The organism is Bdellovibrio sp. (assembly GCF_047637665.1).
Lineage (GTDB): Bacteria > Bdellovibrionota > Bdellovibrionia > Bdellovibrionales > Bdellovibrionaceae > Bdellovibrio.
In genome coordinates, this window is the sequence record NZ_JBLJBT010000009.1 from 33,263 (window position 1) to 47,182 (window position 13,920).

At 46.1% G+C, this 13,920-nt stretch carries 13 protein-coding genes; 4 read left to right on the plus strand and 9 right to left on the minus strand.

All coding sequences use genetic code 11. The annotated features are described in order from the left end of the window. Nucleotide 1 precedes the first annotated feature (1 nt). Nucleotides 2-781, minus strand: a complete 780-nt coding sequence (locus tag ACM64D_RS01695) for a DUF455 family protein (RefSeq protein WP_415061451.1) — start codon at nt 779-781, stop codon at nt 2-4. A 98-nt stretch (nt 782-879) separates the two neighbouring features. Between ACM64D_RS01695 and ACM64D_RS01700 the strand changes: the two genes are divergently transcribed. Beyond that, nucleotides 880-1,581, plus strand: coding sequence for a YebC/PmpR family DNA-binding transcriptional regulator (locus ACM64D_RS01700; RefSeq protein ID WP_415061452.1), 702 nt, complete (start codon nt 880-882; stop codon nt 1,579-1,581). Between the two features lie 145 nt (nt 1,582-1,726). Next, a complete protein-coding gene (locus tag ACM64D_RS01705) occupies nt 1,727-2,011 on the plus strand; it encodes a hypothetical protein (protein ID WP_415061453.1) in 285 nt (94 codons plus the stop codon). Between the two features lie 50 nt (nt 2,012-2,061). On the opposite strand, the gene ACM64D_RS01710 is transcribed toward ACM64D_RS01705, so the two are convergent. From ACM64D_RS01710 to ACM64D_RS01730, 5 genes are all read right to left on the minus strand, one after another. After that, complete coding sequence (locus ACM64D_RS01710) at nt 2,062-2,931, minus strand: trypsin-like peptidase domain-containing protein (RefSeq protein WP_415061454.1); 870 nt, start codon at nt 2,929-2,931, stop codon at nt 2,062-2,064. A gap of 74 nt (nt 2,932-3,005) precedes the next feature. Next, complete coding sequence (locus ACM64D_RS01715) at nt 3,006-3,443, minus strand: SufE family protein (RefSeq protein ID WP_415061455.1); 438 nt, start codon at nt 3,441-3,443, stop codon at nt 3,006-3,008. 2 nt (nt 3,444-3,445) lie between these two features. After that, nucleotides 3,446-4,261 carry a hypothetical protein gene (locus ACM64D_RS01720; protein WP_415061456.1) on the minus strand — a complete coding sequence of 272 codons (816 nt, stop codon included), beginning with the start codon at nt 4,259-4,261 and terminating at the stop codon, nt 3,446-3,448. 6 nt (nt 4,262-4,267) lie between these two features. Continuing rightward, nucleotides 4,268-5,071, minus strand: a complete 804-nt coding sequence (locus ACM64D_RS01725; protein WP_415061457.1) for a phosphatase domain-containing protein — start codon at nt 5,069-5,071, stop codon at nt 4,268-4,270. A 65-nt stretch (nt 5,072-5,136) separates the two neighbouring features. Continuing rightward, the gene (locus tag ACM64D_RS01730; protein ID WP_415061458.1) at nt 5,137-5,607 is read right to left on the minus strand and encodes a hypothetical protein; all 471 of its coding nucleotides are present in this window, start codon (nt 5,605-5,607) and stop codon (nt 5,137-5,139) included. A gap of 241 nt (nt 5,608-5,848) precedes the next feature. Here ACM64D_RS01730 and ACM64D_RS01735 point away from each other — a divergent pair, with 241 nt between their 5' ends. Together ACM64D_RS01735 and ACM64D_RS01740 are read left to right on the plus strand one after the other, a co-directional pair. Then, the gene (locus tag ACM64D_RS01735) at nt 5,849-6,112 is read left to right on the plus strand and encodes a hypothetical protein (RefSeq protein WP_415061459.1); all 264 of its coding nucleotides are present in this window, start codon (nt 5,849-5,851) and stop codon (nt 6,110-6,112) included. Between the two features lie 93 nt (nt 6,113-6,205). Then, entirely contained in the window at nt 6,206-6,400 is a 195-nt protein-coding gene (locus ACM64D_RS01740; RefSeq protein WP_415061460.1) for a hypothetical protein, read from the plus strand. 55 nt (nt 6,401-6,455) lie between these two features. On the opposite strand, the gene ACM64D_RS01745 is transcribed toward ACM64D_RS01740, so the two are convergent. From ACM64D_RS01745 to ACM64D_RS01755, 3 genes are all read right to left on the minus strand, one after another. Further along, a complete protein-coding gene (locus ACM64D_RS01745; protein ID WP_415061461.1) occupies nt 6,456-8,771 on the minus strand; it encodes an HD domain-containing protein in 2,316 nt (771 codons plus the stop codon). 6 nt (nt 8,772-8,777) lie between these two features. Further along, the gene (gene mutS, locus ACM64D_RS01750) at nt 8,778-11,276 is read right to left on the minus strand and encodes a DNA mismatch repair protein MutS (RefSeq protein WP_415061462.1); all 2,499 of its coding nucleotides are present in this window, start codon (nt 11,274-11,276) and stop codon (nt 8,778-8,780) included. A 144-nt stretch (nt 11,277-11,420) separates the two neighbouring features. Next, nucleotides 11,421-13,889 carry a hypothetical protein gene (locus ACM64D_RS01755; RefSeq protein ID WP_415061463.1) on the minus strand — a complete coding sequence of 823 codons (2,469 nt, stop codon included), beginning with the start codon at nt 13,887-13,889 and terminating at the stop codon, nt 11,421-11,423. Nucleotides 13,890-13,920: the final 31 nt, after the last annotated feature.

The following is a 13,920-nucleotide window of genomic DNA, read 5'->3' on the forward strand; positions in this document are numbered from 1 at the left end:
TCTATCGAGGTTTTAAGAAATCCTGACGAAGATTTTCAAAATATTGAATCTCCGCCTCTGTGAAGCCGGCCTTCAGACGCAGGTCTTTATTCAAAGGCTCAATCCTTTTGGGCAAACGCTGCCTTAATGAATCCATGCGTTCTGGAAAGTCCACACCCGGATCGCGCTTATCGGTTTTGCAAATTTCCCGATACCAACGAGAACCAAAATCAACATGGCCGATCTCTTCAAAATTAATTTGTTTCACAATTTTCTGAATGGTTTCTTTTCCTGCCGTTCCTTCAAGGCGGCGAATCAAAGTATCCCCCGCATCCAGCCCACTGCCTTCAAGATAGCGATGCACAATCAAGATGCGATCTAACAAACTGTCTTCAGGCCCGACCGCGCGCCAAAGAGCTAAGTGAACCGGCCAGTCTCCCCACTTAAAACCGAGGGATTCAATCCCCTCAAGACACATTCTTAAATGTTCTGCTTCAGAAATCGTCACAGCCATCAATTCTTCACGAAACCCCTCTGGAGCCTCTGGAAACTCGGTCAAGGTGCGAACCCCTAACTCCATCGCCTGAAGCTCAATGCTTGCCAGATCATGAAGCATGCGCGCCTGGCCCTCGGGGGTAGAGAATCCCTTCTTAGGAGGGTGTTGTTTTGGATGCAAAATGGGGACATTTCGAGCCGGCTCCAAGGGAACAGTCCAGGGACTGGTCAACTTAAGAGCCGCTTCGCAGGACTTTTCGATATTTTTAATCTTATCCCACACGTCGGGAGTCGAAAAACTGAACATGCCCCCTTTTACATCCCGCTCCCTTTCTTGCCAAATATTTCCTGATTTGTTGCAATAGCACTTAGCGCAATAAACAAACGATCTGCGCTAGGAGATATATGGGAAAGTCATGGAAAAACGCGGGTAAAGTTGAGAAGGCTCAACAAAAAGGGCAAATATTCACCAAGCTAGCCAGAGAGATCTCTGTCGCTGCAAAAGCTGGTGGCCCTGACCCGAGCGCCAATTCCCGTCTCCGCCTGGCCATTGATGCTGCTAAAAAAGTTTCTTGCCCCAATGATACGATCGAAAGAGCGATCAAAAAGGGAGCGGGTCTTTTGGATGATGGTAAAATCATTGAAGAGATCACCTACGAGGGATATGGCCCTCATGGTGTTGGCGTTATCGTGGAATGCCAAACTGATAACAAACACAGAACAGCGCCCGATATGCGTCACGCCTTTAAGTCACATGAAGGCAATATGGGGGAAGTTGGTTCTGTCGCGTGGATGTTTGATCGCGTCGGCCTTATCGAAGGCACCAAGGACGGATCTTATGATCCCGACGAGGAAGCTATCGAAGCGGGCGCCAATGAGGTTTCTCGCGATGAAAATGGCACCTGTGAGTTTTTCAGCAATGCCGAGGATCTGGACGCTGTTCGTGATGCTTTAATGAAGCGTGGCTGGAAGATCACAACCAGTGAACTGTCCTTCAAAGCTAAGAACATTACAGAGCTCACTGAGGCTCAACGTAAAGATGTGGAAGAGTTTTTGAACTATCTTGACGATATGGATGACACTCACCGCGTTCACGCGACGGTTTAAACATTCAGAAATTCCTCACGTATTTATCCTGGCGAGAGTTCATCTCGTCAGGATACACACTTCCCTCCCTACGACGAGCGTCACCTGACAATTTAATCAATACTCGTCTTAAACATGCTAGGATTTCTATGTAAAGGGAGGCCCTATGAAACAGATTCTTTTCATCGCCTTTCTCTTAAGTATTCCTCACTTCATCAAGGGATCACCCAATTGGGTTGAACCGGATGGCAGCAGCATGGATGCCACTCAGCTCATCCTGCGAAAACAGATAATGGAATCAGAAAAAAAACCAATTCCACGAGAGCCCGCCAGCACCTCTGAAAAGAAAACCTCTTCCTCCACTTGCGGGAAAAACACAGAAGGACGGGGCGATAAATCCTCTTGTTCTGATGCTGTGGACTCTACGAAAAAGACCTCTGATACAAAATAAAAAAGGAGCTTTTTGGGGCTCCCTTTTCAATCTTCTGATTTAATTTATTATTATTTCTTTAACGCTTGCACGATGTAAGAAATGTTCGTCACATCTTCACCGCGACAACCATCCTCTGTGCAACGATTGCTCTTAGTGCATTTTTTCGCGCGATCATAGGTAAAATCCGTTGCTCCGCGAACCAGGATTCCAACAACCTCATTAGTTCTGGCGTTAAAAACAGCAGAGCCAGAGTTTCCACCGTAAGTATCTAGGTTGGAGTTGAAATAAGTCCCCAACTGATTACGAACAACCGCTCCGTCCGCCACTTTCGTAGGAAGTCCTGACGGATGACCTACCACATAGATTGCATCCCCTGGTTGAACCGGCGTTTGTTGCAAAGTCAAAGCCCGATGACCACGAACAGGGCGATCCAATTTGACCAAAGCGTAGTCCTGCGCACTGGTGTATTCGCGAGCCACGATTTCTTTGCACTTATAAACATCCTCTGCAGGGACTGATTCAGGACCTGTTTTTGCGTCGGCCATTTTGAAACCAAAAACAAAAGCATAGCTAGAACAGTCAGAACTGCTGATACAGTGACCCGCCGTCGCTATAAGATCTTCTCCCACCAAAGAACCCGAACAGTTTGCAGCCGTGGGCTGATCGTAGAATGGTTCATCAGAACAAAGATTCATCTCTCGGCCATATTGAGAAGTGAGGATTTTCATCACACCATTTCCTGAATCCGTAAGATCACGAACATGAATCAAGGCAACAGTAGAGTCTGCAATTTCACGCACATCTGCGCGAGTGACTTCGTACACATCAGCACGATTGTCTTCTCCGTAGATAACTTTGGGTGTGATATTAACAAATCCAACTGAACACGTGGCTGCGAACGCGACACTGATGGCCGCTACAAATGAATTCCTTTTCACTTTTTCCCCTCTGAATGTTCATCCTGAACATTCCCCTCTTAAAAAGTCTGCGTAATGTGAGGAGGAAAAACAAACTATTTTTTATTCTTAAGAAGATATTCGAAAGCCGTCGCATAGAGTTTGATCTGCTTCAACATCGAATGCAGGCCGTTAGCCCTGCTCGGAGAAAGATTCCCTTCGAACCCCAAAGCTCTTAAAAACTCAGGCGGTGTTGAGAGAATTTCACTCGGCGTTGCCCCTGAATAAACTCTTAACAAAAGCCCCACCAAGCCCTTCACAATCAGGGCATCACTGTCACCTTGAAGAACCACTTGGCCCTGTTCATTGAGATGAGCCACCAACCAGACTTGAGACTGGCATCCTTTCACGATGTTCTGCTCTGTTTTCAAATCTTCGGACAATTCGGGCAAAGTCTTTCCCAAATCAATAATCTTTTTATAACGATCTTCCCATTGCGTGAGCGCTGAGAATTCCTGAATGACCTGATCTTGTCTTTCTTTAATGCTTGCCATGTCTATTTCTCTTTCACCATATGGGGTAGAAATGAAAAGAGGTCCTCCTCTAACGCCTGCCCCTGCTCGCCGATTAATTCATGAAATGCTTTTTTATCCATATTCACGACGACATCGTGACATTTCTTATAAAAGCTTTCCTGATCTTCATAATACCCGTTCCAAAGTTCTTTGGCCTTACTTTCTGGCATCACCCAGGATTTTTTTTCAGCCACTGTCCCCTCAAAACGATTGTGATAATCTAATAAAGTCATAATCTGACGTGGGGAAAAATCCAACATCACCAACGCTTCTTCCAATAAGGCCAGCTCCACGTACCAAAGATAGCTGCTCATCTTTTCCCAGAATTTAAGTCCTGCTTTTCCATAAGAACTCTTGCAAAAGAACGTGGTGCAGACAACGCCACGATTTCTCCACACATTGCAATTTTGCTTTTCTTTGTTGTAGTAGGGACAAAGCCACTCTTCCCTTTGCCCAAAATCACCTTCTTGCCTTTGATTAAAGGCCACTTGGTATTTTACAGGAGCCACCATTCCAATCGGCAGCGCGTACTCACGACGCGCGATCTTATCACGAAAGATCCGATGTGCTTCTGTTGAGGACTCTTCTTTAAAAAGAGCCCCGACCATGTAGTTCGGAAGAAAGGGATGAAAAGTACAACACTTCAAATCCTCGCGATAGTGGATCTTCCCACGATGTCGAGGACGCGACATCGCACAAGAATCGCAAGTCGCTTTTTGTTCATCTGGGGAGAAATTTAAAATCTCCCGAGGTAAGATATTTTCGTAAACACGGGGAAGCTGGTATTTTAACAACATAGACAACTAGGGTTTAATTTTACAACGAGCAACAATACGATCTTTAAAAGACCTCATAACTTCAAAGCGCGTCAGACTTTCGTCCCAGGTCCACTTAAGATCTCCGCAGCTCACGAAAAAAGGAAAGGCCACTTCCCCTTCCGCCGCATGAGATTTTTGCATAAGAATTTTGGGAACTAATTTTTCCATCACCCACTGAACCGAACTGGTTTCAAGTAAATGGTTTTTCTCTAACTCCAGAGCCATCTCAACCGGTGTCACAAACCCCGTCTGGTCTTGCAGAAGCAAGGCGCCTCCGTCCAAGTAAGTATTCTTGCTATAAACAACCCGGATAAATTGATAAAACTCAATCCCCTGATTGGCATATTCTTTTGCGATCTGAGCATAGATCTCGGCATCCTGCTCGCCATTGTCACCAATCAGAATTACCTTACGGGGTTTTTTATCATCCAGAAGATTGCGCAACGTCTGAATCTTGTGAACATCACTGCCGTAGTCTGTGCGAGGGATGTAGGTTCCTTGCGGGAACTTGCCGTTTCTTAAAAACTTACGGTGAGTTCGCCCCATAAACCACTCTGGAGCCCGAGATAGATAGATAATTTCTGTTTCAGGGCGATCCTTCACGATGAGATTGTAAAGCTCGCTCATGCCCAAGAAGCGGCTTTCTTCATCAAAAGCATATTGTGCCGCGGAAGAAAGATCCTTCACGTTCGCCAATTTGATCGTATCATCCACATCGCTCACCAAAAGAGTTTGAGCGTGCCCTGCCGTGGAAAGTAACAACAAAAAAATGGCGACGAGATTCTTCATAAAAAAAGCCCTCTTTTCAGAGGGCTCTTATAGCATAAATACGCTCTTGATCCATGGGATTTCTATTAAATACCCTGGTCTGAGAACTGTATTACAAATCGTGCTGGGGTGGCCCAAATGGCGAAGGTGTTCGCCTCGTCACGGAATGAAAAATTTGCTCCATTGGTATGAAATTGATCAAACAAGGCCTTGGCTTGATCCCCTTTGACTTCGAAATAGGCTTTCCCTGGGGCGATGCGACCGTAAGCACTTTGATGGACATAAATAGAACACTGGTAATTGTTCTCTCCGCGACGGGCACAGACAAAGTTCAAGACATTCTGAGGAGCCTCCAAGGCTTTCCCCTTCCCCAAGAAAGAATCCTGTTCAGGGCGGTTCATAACGTCAAATAACAACTGAGGAGTCCCATCGACCGAACCATCATATTGAGTCGACGCGATATTGATGATCATCTGGCGACCCATGAATTGCCCTTTGGTGACAGCAAAGGCGGAAGTCAAAGAAAGGCTCAAAACTAAAAACAGAAAAAATCTCATCACACACGTCCTTGGTTGATTTCTTTGAGCTTAGCCAGTGTCTAAAATATATTCAACCGCATTCCCAAACCTGTCATGTTGGAGGGCTAACACGGTTCGCCTGGCATGCCCCAAACTGAGACCTTATTCTTCAATATATTCAATATCTTAAGGTGTGTTTTAACGAGACAGCCCCGGACCCCATGGCCCACCCCTTGCTCTTTAGAAAGACAAAGACGGACAACCCAACAAGGGGGAACTTATGAAGACACTTCTTACTATCGCAATCTTGGCTTTTTCTTGCAGCTCTTTTGCTTGGACCAGCAAAGAGGCCCCAGGGAAAGAATATACTTTTAAGTACCAGCTTTCAGGACAAACCCTTGAAGTCAAGAGAGCCGCTGGCAGTTACGAAGAAGCTTATGAACAAGCCGCACAACAATGTTTTAGCTTCTATAAGGGCGCAGGCAAAGTGTCTGAAGACCGTGGTCTGGACATTATCGACGTTTGCGCAAACCCTCGTTCTTAATTTTTGACAAGCAGCATAAGTTCCATGATTCCGTCTTCCCCTTAAGGCCGCTCCTCGATTATATTAAATCGACATCTAAGGAGCGGTTTTAAAATGGGAATTCTCAAATCCATCGGTGATTTTCTAGTAGGCAAAGATCCAGATATTTTCGACGAAAAAGGAAATGTCGCCCACAAACTTCCTAAAAAGAAATGGGAAGCTTGGCACAATCGCACTAAAACAGATCCTCAAAATAACTGGCGAAACCACACCGGTATTACGGGTGCTTCCAAGAAAAAGGGAAATTAATTTTTCTCGTCCCTAAAGCTGCTCTGACAGGGCAGCTTCATGTTTTGATCTCAGTCTAATTCGAAAGATGATACTTTTCCTTAAGTGCTTCAATCATCTGCTGAGGATTCTCAGAGGCTTTCACAAAAAAGATATCATCCACTTGTCGGCCCCAGGTATGCACCTTCGCTGATTTAATACTAAAACCCAAATCACTCAAAGACTTTGCCGCTGACGCCAAAAGGCCTGGCTGATCGGGACCTTTAAAACTGATCACCCACTCTTTTTCATCGGCACTGATAAGCTGAATTCCATCAAACTTCACATCAGGAATCGATTTAGACTGAACCTTGGCATTTTCAAGAATCTTGGTCAGTTGAGAAATATTTTTTGAAGTCACCACTTGAAACCAGTCATAAACGCCCACCTTGGATAAGGTGTGGATCGAAGCATGGCGAATTCCCAAGCCCAATGAATATAATTGCCCCACATAATCGCTTAAAAGGCCTTTACGATCTTTTTTCTCATGGAAGCGAATCCAGATCTCTCCCTTGCGAGTTTTATAAACCCAGGGCTTTAAAGAACTCTCAGCCAACTCTGCTTTTTTTAGATCGTCCACCAAATCCTTCATGGCCAGACTGTCTAGCAGAACGGGACCCAACTCCTCAATAATCTCGGAAGGAATATTCAACTTTTTACGAGCCCGCAACGTCTGAAAGTCGAAATAGTCTTGGGCCTTTTTAGATTCCAAACTTATAACCAGCTCTTTAAGAAGTTTCGACTTCCACTCATTCCAGGCTTCGGGATTCGTGGCACGAATGTCGATCGCCGTAAATAGCGCCAAACGATAGAGTCTGGCTCCTTCGACACCTTTTTCACGCAACTCTTGCCACACCTTGGGATCTTTAGGGTTTTTACGGAAGGCCGCTTGAGAAAGCTCCAGATGATTTTTCACCATCCATTTTACTTCCTCCGTAAAAACTTTATTAAAGCCGTAACTGCGAAAATCTTTTTCCACGATCGCCACACCTAAATCAGCGTGGTGTTCCGAACTTTCCAAACCTTTTGCCAGATCATGATAAAGACACGCCCAAGAAAGAATGCGCCAGTCTTCGTTTGTCAGCTTGTTATGGAATATTTTAAGAGGTCCTAGTTCAGAGGCCTTCTTATAAATTCGTTTCACCTCACGACATGCCTGCATGATATGAGAGTCAGCCGTAAAACGATGATACTGATCGTGCTGAACGTACCCCACCAGGCGGCGGATCTCGGGAACCAATTTATCAATAAGTCGGGAACGAAAGACACTGACCAGAAAAGGATCTGGCACTGTGACCTGAAGAACTTTTTCTAAAACAGCCCCTCGGCGTTTTGCCAAGGATTTCACTTTCATATCTGGTAAAAGAAGGTCGAGCTTCTCGCGCACCTTCTTTTGCACCAGAACGCTGGAGTTTTTATGTAACACAGACGTGAAGTCCTCAAACTTCTTGAACTCCAGTCCTTCGAGGGATTTTAATTCTTTCTCGGAGGCTTCCGCCACCTCAACAATCCAGTCAGAATAGAAATGCACTCGTGAAAGGCCACGCTGCAAATCACGCATAAAATCTTTGTGCGACTTAAATCCCATCCACTGACCAAGATCAAACTGAATGGCATTCGAAAGAATGTCGCCGTGTCCTTCAAGATGCAGCTTATGACGAAGACTTAAGAAATAACTGCGATAGTATTGAAGCACATTCAGCGCGTGTCCAGGATGAGTGAATTTTTCCGCGAAGAGTTCATAGATCTGCAACCCTTGCTCCAGATCGCGAAGTCCCCCAGGACCGTACTTGATGTTTGGTTCTAAATAGTTCGTGATGGAATCAAAACGACGAGCTCGATTTTTTCGTTCTTCCTTCACGGCCTTGAGAAGAACCTGACGATAGTATTTCTTCCTATTCCAGATCTTTTTCTGCTGTTCAAACAGCTTACGAGCCGCTTCCGGAGTCCAAGGACGCGCTTTCAATAACGCCAGAATATCAAAGGCCTCGACATTTTCCGTCCAGTCTTCGGGATTCTGAGGCATACGATAGCGCAGCTTAAAACCTTGTTCTTGCAGATGATCCACGAATCTTTTTACTGTCGCCTCGTCCCCACAGAAAAGCACATCGATATCAGACTTAGGACTCAATTCCCCCCGCGCCCAGGAGCCCAAAATCACAGGATGACAAGCTTCCCACTCTTTAGATGATTTAAAAAGTTCTTCAAGTCGAGCTCCCAGCCACGAGGAAAAGTTCTCATTTGAAAAACAAAACACCTGACGAACATCTCCGTCAGGTGTCATAAGCGGCGGAGTTAAAACATCCTGTGCTTGAGCCCACTGTTCTGAAGAAAGGAAGGACTTTAAAGCCATAGGTAGTTAAACTTCCTGTCCAGTGCGAGCCACAATCTCTTTCCACTTCGCAATCTGATTCATCGCCTCTAAAGGACTCATCTGCATCAGAGGGAACTTCTCAACTTCGTCCATCAAACTCTGAATCTCTTGCGGCAATTTTGTCGAGGCCTCAATATCATGTGGAACCGTTTCTACAGAAAGCTGATCCAATAACGAAAGCTGGCTTGTCGCCTGAACGCGCTTAGATTCCACTTCACGCAAAAGTCCCTTCGCTCTTTTTGTAACAGCGGCCGGAAGTCCAGCTAGCTCCGCCACCTGAACCCCGTAGGACTTTAATGCCGGCCCCTTCACCAGAGTATGTAAGAAACGAATTTCACCATTTCTTTCTGCCACCGTCATGTGGGCATTGGTGATTTGAGCGAAGCTCTGATCAAGTGTCGTCAGTTCATGATAGTGAGTCGCAAAGAACGTCAAAGCCTTCACGTCACTTAAAAGATGTTCTAAAATCGCTTGCGCCAAACACATTCCATCAAAGGTGCTTGTTCCGCGCCCCACTTCATCCAGAATCACCAGTGAATTCTGCGTGGCATTTTTAAGCATTGCGGAGGTCTCCGTCATCTCGACCATAAAAGTAGAAAGACCTTCGGACAACTGATCGCTGGCTCCAATACGAGTGAAGATGGCATCAAAAACAGGCAAGAAAGCTTCATCACAAGGAACAAAAGATCCCATTTGCGCTAAGATCGCCGTCAATGCAACTTGTCTCATCAAAGTCGATTTCCCGGCCATATTGGGACCGGTCAGCAACAAACACGAGTGCGGACGAAGCTCAATGTCGTTCGCTACGAAATTCTTTTTCACGGTTTGTTCGACAACTGGATGACGACTGGCCCGAAGCTTCAAAGACCCATCTTGGGTAAATTGAGGACGAACATATTTTTCTTCAAGACTTAACCAAGCAAGTCCCGCCACCACATCCATTTCACTGCATTCACGAGCCAAGGCCAACAATGCCGGGCACTGATGAAGGATTTCTTTTCTAAGAGCTTCAAAGAACTCATATTCAAGGTCTGCGCGTTTGGTATTGGCGCTCAAAACTTTTCGTTCCAACTCCACCAACTCGTCCGTGCAATAGCGTTCTGCATTGGTCAGTGTTTGTTTTCTTTGATAGTGGGCAGGAGCCTTGTCTTTATGAGTATTGGTAATCTCAATGTAGTACCCAAAGACGTTATTATAGCGAATCTTCAGACTCGAAATTCCTGTCTTTTCTTTTTCCTCTGCCTCCATGCGCGCAACCAAAGACTGAGAGTGAGTTGAAAGCTCAATCAACTCATCCAACTCGGCAGAGATCCCCTGACGGATTAAGTAACCTTGTTTGGTCGCCAAGGGCGGATCTTCAACCAAAGTGCGTTCAATTTTATAGGCCAACTCGCGAAGAGGTTCAAAATTGGCCGTTCCTCCGCTGGCATGAACAAGAACTTCCAAAGCACTAATTCCGGCATGCACGCTTCCCGCCAAAGCCAGAAGATCGCGACCATTGCACTGAGGTTGAGAAATTTTTCCCAAACGGCGCTCAATATCGCCCATTTGCCCTAGTATTTGCCGAGCGCGTTTAAGTTCAAGAACATGGCTTCGCCAAAAATCCACTGCGTTTAATCGTGATTCGATCGACTTGATATCGCGCAAAGGAAAACTCAACCACTGACGCAGAAGACGACTTCCCGCTGAGGTCTGAGTGCGATTGATCGAGTGAAATAAACTTCCCAATCCTTCGCCTTTGTAAGTTGAAAATACCTCAAGATGTCGCAGAACAGTCCCTGAAACTTCCAGGCGATGTTCAAGATCTTTTTCAATGAATGGAGACAGTGTCGCCAAAGATTCTTCGCCAGAAAGATTTTTTACGTAAGAGATCAAACGCGCCGAAGAAAGTGGCGCCTGATTCTTCAATAGATCATGAAGGGCAGATTCAATCTCTTCATGATAGCTGATAAGAACCCCATCAAGTCCTTTCAGCAAAGACTCGTCCTCTTTTGCGATCACCACTTCGGCAACCGGAAGAATTTGAATAAAACGCAAAAGATCTTTGGTGTTCTTTGATCTAAAGAAAAAGGCCTCGCCCGTTGTCGTATCCAAAAAACTGATCGACTCATTGTCCAGACTGACGAGATAATGAGGTTTGGTCCCGTCCAGAGTGTCAGAGTCATAAACCATACCTGGAGTGAGAACACGGGTCACCCCGCGCTTTACAATCCCTTTCGCTAATTTAGGATCTTCAAGCTGATCACAAATGGCCACCTTAAATCCCGCAGCCAAAAGCTTATTGATCGGGCCTGCGATCGAGTGATGAGGAACTCCGCACATCGGCGTTTCATCTTGTGATTTTTTATTTCTCTGGGTTAGCGCAATCCCCAGAACAGGAGCCGCTGTGACAGCGTCCTCATAAAACATCTCAAAAAAATCCCCCATACGAAAAAGAAGGATTTTATCCTGATGAATTGATTTAATATCCCAGAACTGTTTCATGAGCGGCGTAAGATTCGACATAGGGAAAAAAAGTAGCTAAGGCAGGGCGCCAATACACTCGAAAACGCATCGCATCTTGAGAGGGAAACAGACCTTTTTTAAGGTTTTTAAAATCATCCGATGTAGCGGCGCATTAAAATGATTTTAGTCGGTAAACCACTTGATAAGTGCGCACCCAGGACTTCCAGAAGAGTTGCTGTTATAACCTGGCTGACCGGTCGTGGTTCCACAAAAAATACTCGGGCTCAATGTCCCTGAAATCATTTGATAGAAGTAGCTTGAATGTCGGTAAGGATGAGACGCCAAAGGGGGCGAGTATGTGCCCGCACCGTAAATATATCCATCGATAGAACTACTATAACCAGCTCCACTGGCACCTTCAGTGCAAGTTCCACCCGTTGCCCCTCCACCACCTTGAGCCGTCACAAGAGCGGTTCCACTAGAAACAACGGAAATCGTACTCGTTCCTCCAGTCCCCGCAATTCCACTGCTGACCCCGACACCGCCGGCACCCACTGTGATTGATAGACTGTTTCCCATGCCGTTAGCATAGTAATTAGAAGAGTATCCCCCGAAGCCCCCAAATCCTCCATCATCTGGTGCGCAAGATCCGGGATTATATGCCCCACCTCCGCCGCCGCCCCAGGCTCTCAGGCAGACAAAGGCATCCGTTGGAACAGCCAAGGTTTGAGTCCCCACTGTCTTATAGATTCGAATCTCGGTGTTTCCCGTTCGGATTTCTTGAGAACAGGGGTCTCGAAGCGTAAAGTCTTTAACAACAGGGACTGAATAATTCCAGCTACTGTCCCTGACAGTGACACAAAGTCTTTTTGGATCACTCAAAGAAAGTCCTGATAAAGACGTGGCCGTGGCAATAGAGACATCCAGAGAATAGCTCGTCGAAGCACAATCTCCTCCCGCCGCAATAAGAGCGTAAGAGTAGGCACTCAAATCAACATCCCCCGTTTCAACCGCAAAAAGAGCAGTACTTAAGGACGTCTGGCGATAGCGAATTGTGAAACCACTACTGGGCGCTGTGGTGTCTTTAATCCAAGAAACACTTTGCGAAGTAAGATTTCCGGCAAGGTCTTTAGCCTCAATACAGAAACTCAAAGCTCCGTCTGTTAACCCCGCAATATTGAGATTGTAAGAACCCGCATTTCCTAAAACAAAAGATTCTCCAGCAAGAGCGCTTAAACACGCGGAGGTCGACCCCAAAAGGACTTTCGAACGATAATAGTTAAATTCTCCGGTCACAGAGTAATTGAAATTAGTGGCATTACTACGTCCCGAGGGAAAACCACCCAAAGCAAGAGCCGGAGTTTGAGTATCTTTAAGAACTTCAACGGTCGAGGCCGCAGTCCCTAAGTTTCCGGCGCTGTCCACTTGTGTCGCCGTCATGATGTGAGTTCCTTCAAACAGCAAATTTGTATCTAAATCGTAACTCCATACTCCCGCAGCACAACTTACCGTGAATGACGAGTATGCCCCATCCGACAAAATAACATTGAAACCAGACTCACACGTGCCCGAGAATGAAAGACTCCCAGGCCCCGTGGCATTGACTGTTTGAATGGAAACAGGGCTCAAAATAGAGAGTGCAGGTGCCACAGTATCTTTAACAACAGTGACTTGCCTTTCCATCGCTGCGAAAGTTCCGCTTGAATGATTAAAACGGAATGTCACCAAGCCCTCAGGCACGGTCGTTAGACTCACTGAACCGCTCCATACTCCCGAAGAGCATAAGAACTGCGAAGTGCCCACGCCCCATGAAACATCAACAGCACGTCCTGACTCAGAACAGGTTCCCGACAACGGAAAGCTTCCGCTGTTAGAAGCATTTATAAATGAGGTGACCAATGGAGAAGACACTGTCAGACTTGGAAAGCCTGATTTCACAACGGCGGCAGAATGTCCCGCAGACCTATTCCCAACAAAGTCCACATGCTCAACCTCAAGATGAAATGTTCCATTCTCCGGGCGAGAGGACGTGTCCAACAGAACACTCCACACACCGGCCGCACACTTTGTCTCACCGCTAAAGTCGCCTGTCACCAGTAGACTCTCGCCATTTTCACTGCAGGTGCCAGAAAGCGACAGGCTCTGGTCGCCGGGCGCAACCGCATAACTTGTCGAAGCCAATGTCATGCTAGGTGCCACGGTATCAAAGAAATAATTTAACAAATAACTTTCGGTCGCAAAACCATTCATGACCCCGCGAAAGGAAAGGGTCAATCTATTCGTCGTCGAGACCGCCCCTTCACTGAAGGGATCCCCCGGGTTCAGGATCTTGACAGACGCCTTCCCATCGCTACAATCCAGATCATTTCCCGCATAAGACGAGTCAACAAAGGGAGAAAGCGAAACCCACTGATCCCCTTTTTGAATTTCAATATTTTTAACATGAGTGTCGCAGGTAAAATCGACCACCAAACCGTTGGTGACGTTGGCAGCATTGATAAGAACATTGCCTTGAGTATCGACAGATAAAGACTTCACTTTTCCAGAAAAGGAAAATCGATAACCCAACGCACTCACGACGGGTTCCACCTGCGTGCACCCCATTAGAGCAATGATTCCCCAAAAGGCAAAAAAGAAAGCTAGACTCTTCATCTAGCTTCTTTTCGGTTTACGGGCTCTTCCT

Excerpts from the sequence above, each read along its gene's own strand:
- ACM64D_RS01695 (WP_415061451.1), bottom strand. The coding sequence starts at position 781 with ATGTTCAGTTTTTCGACTCCCGACGTGTGGGATAAGATTAAAAATATC.
- ACM64D_RS01700 (WP_415061452.1), top strand. The coding sequence starts at position 880 with ATGGGAAAGTCATGGAAAAACGCGGGTAAAGTTGAGAAGGCTCAACAA.
- ACM64D_RS01705 (WP_415061453.1), top strand. The coding sequence starts at position 1,727 with ATGAAACAGATTCTTTTCATCGCCTTTCTCTTAAGTATTCCTCACTTC.
- ACM64D_RS01715 (WP_415061455.1), bottom strand. The coding sequence starts at position 3,443 with ATGGCAAGCATTAAAGAAAGACAAGATCAGGTCATTCAGGAATTCTCA.
- ACM64D_RS01720 (WP_415061456.1), bottom strand. The coding sequence starts at position 4,261 with ATGTTGTTAAAATACCAGCTTCCCCGTGTTTACGAAAATATCTTACCT.
- ACM64D_RS01725 (WP_415061457.1), bottom strand. The coding sequence starts at position 5,071 with ATGAAGAATCTCGTCGCCATTTTTTTGTTGTTACTTTCCACGGCAGGG.
- ACM64D_RS01730 (WP_415061458.1), bottom strand. The coding sequence starts at position 5,607 with ATGAGATTTTTTCTGTTTTTAGTTTTGAGCCTTTCTTTGACTTCCGCC.
- ACM64D_RS01735 (WP_415061459.1), top strand. The coding sequence starts at position 5,849 with ATGAAGACACTTCTTACTATCGCAATCTTGGCTTTTTCTTGCAGCTCT.
- ACM64D_RS01740 (WP_415061460.1), top strand. The coding sequence starts at position 6,206 with ATGGGAATTCTCAAATCCATCGGTGATTTTCTAGTAGGCAAAGATCCA.
- ACM64D_RS01745 (WP_415061461.1), bottom strand. The coding sequence starts at position 8,771 with ATGGCTTTAAAGTCCTTCCTTTCTTCAGAACAGTGGGCTCAAGCACAG.
- mutS (WP_415061462.1), bottom strand. The coding sequence starts at position 11,276 with ATGAAACAGTTCTGGGATATTAAATCAATTCATCAGGATAAAATCCTT.
- ACM64D_RS01755 (WP_415061463.1), bottom strand. The coding sequence starts at position 13,889 with ATGAAGAGTCTAGCTTTCTTTTTTGCCTTTTGGGGAATCATTGCTCTA.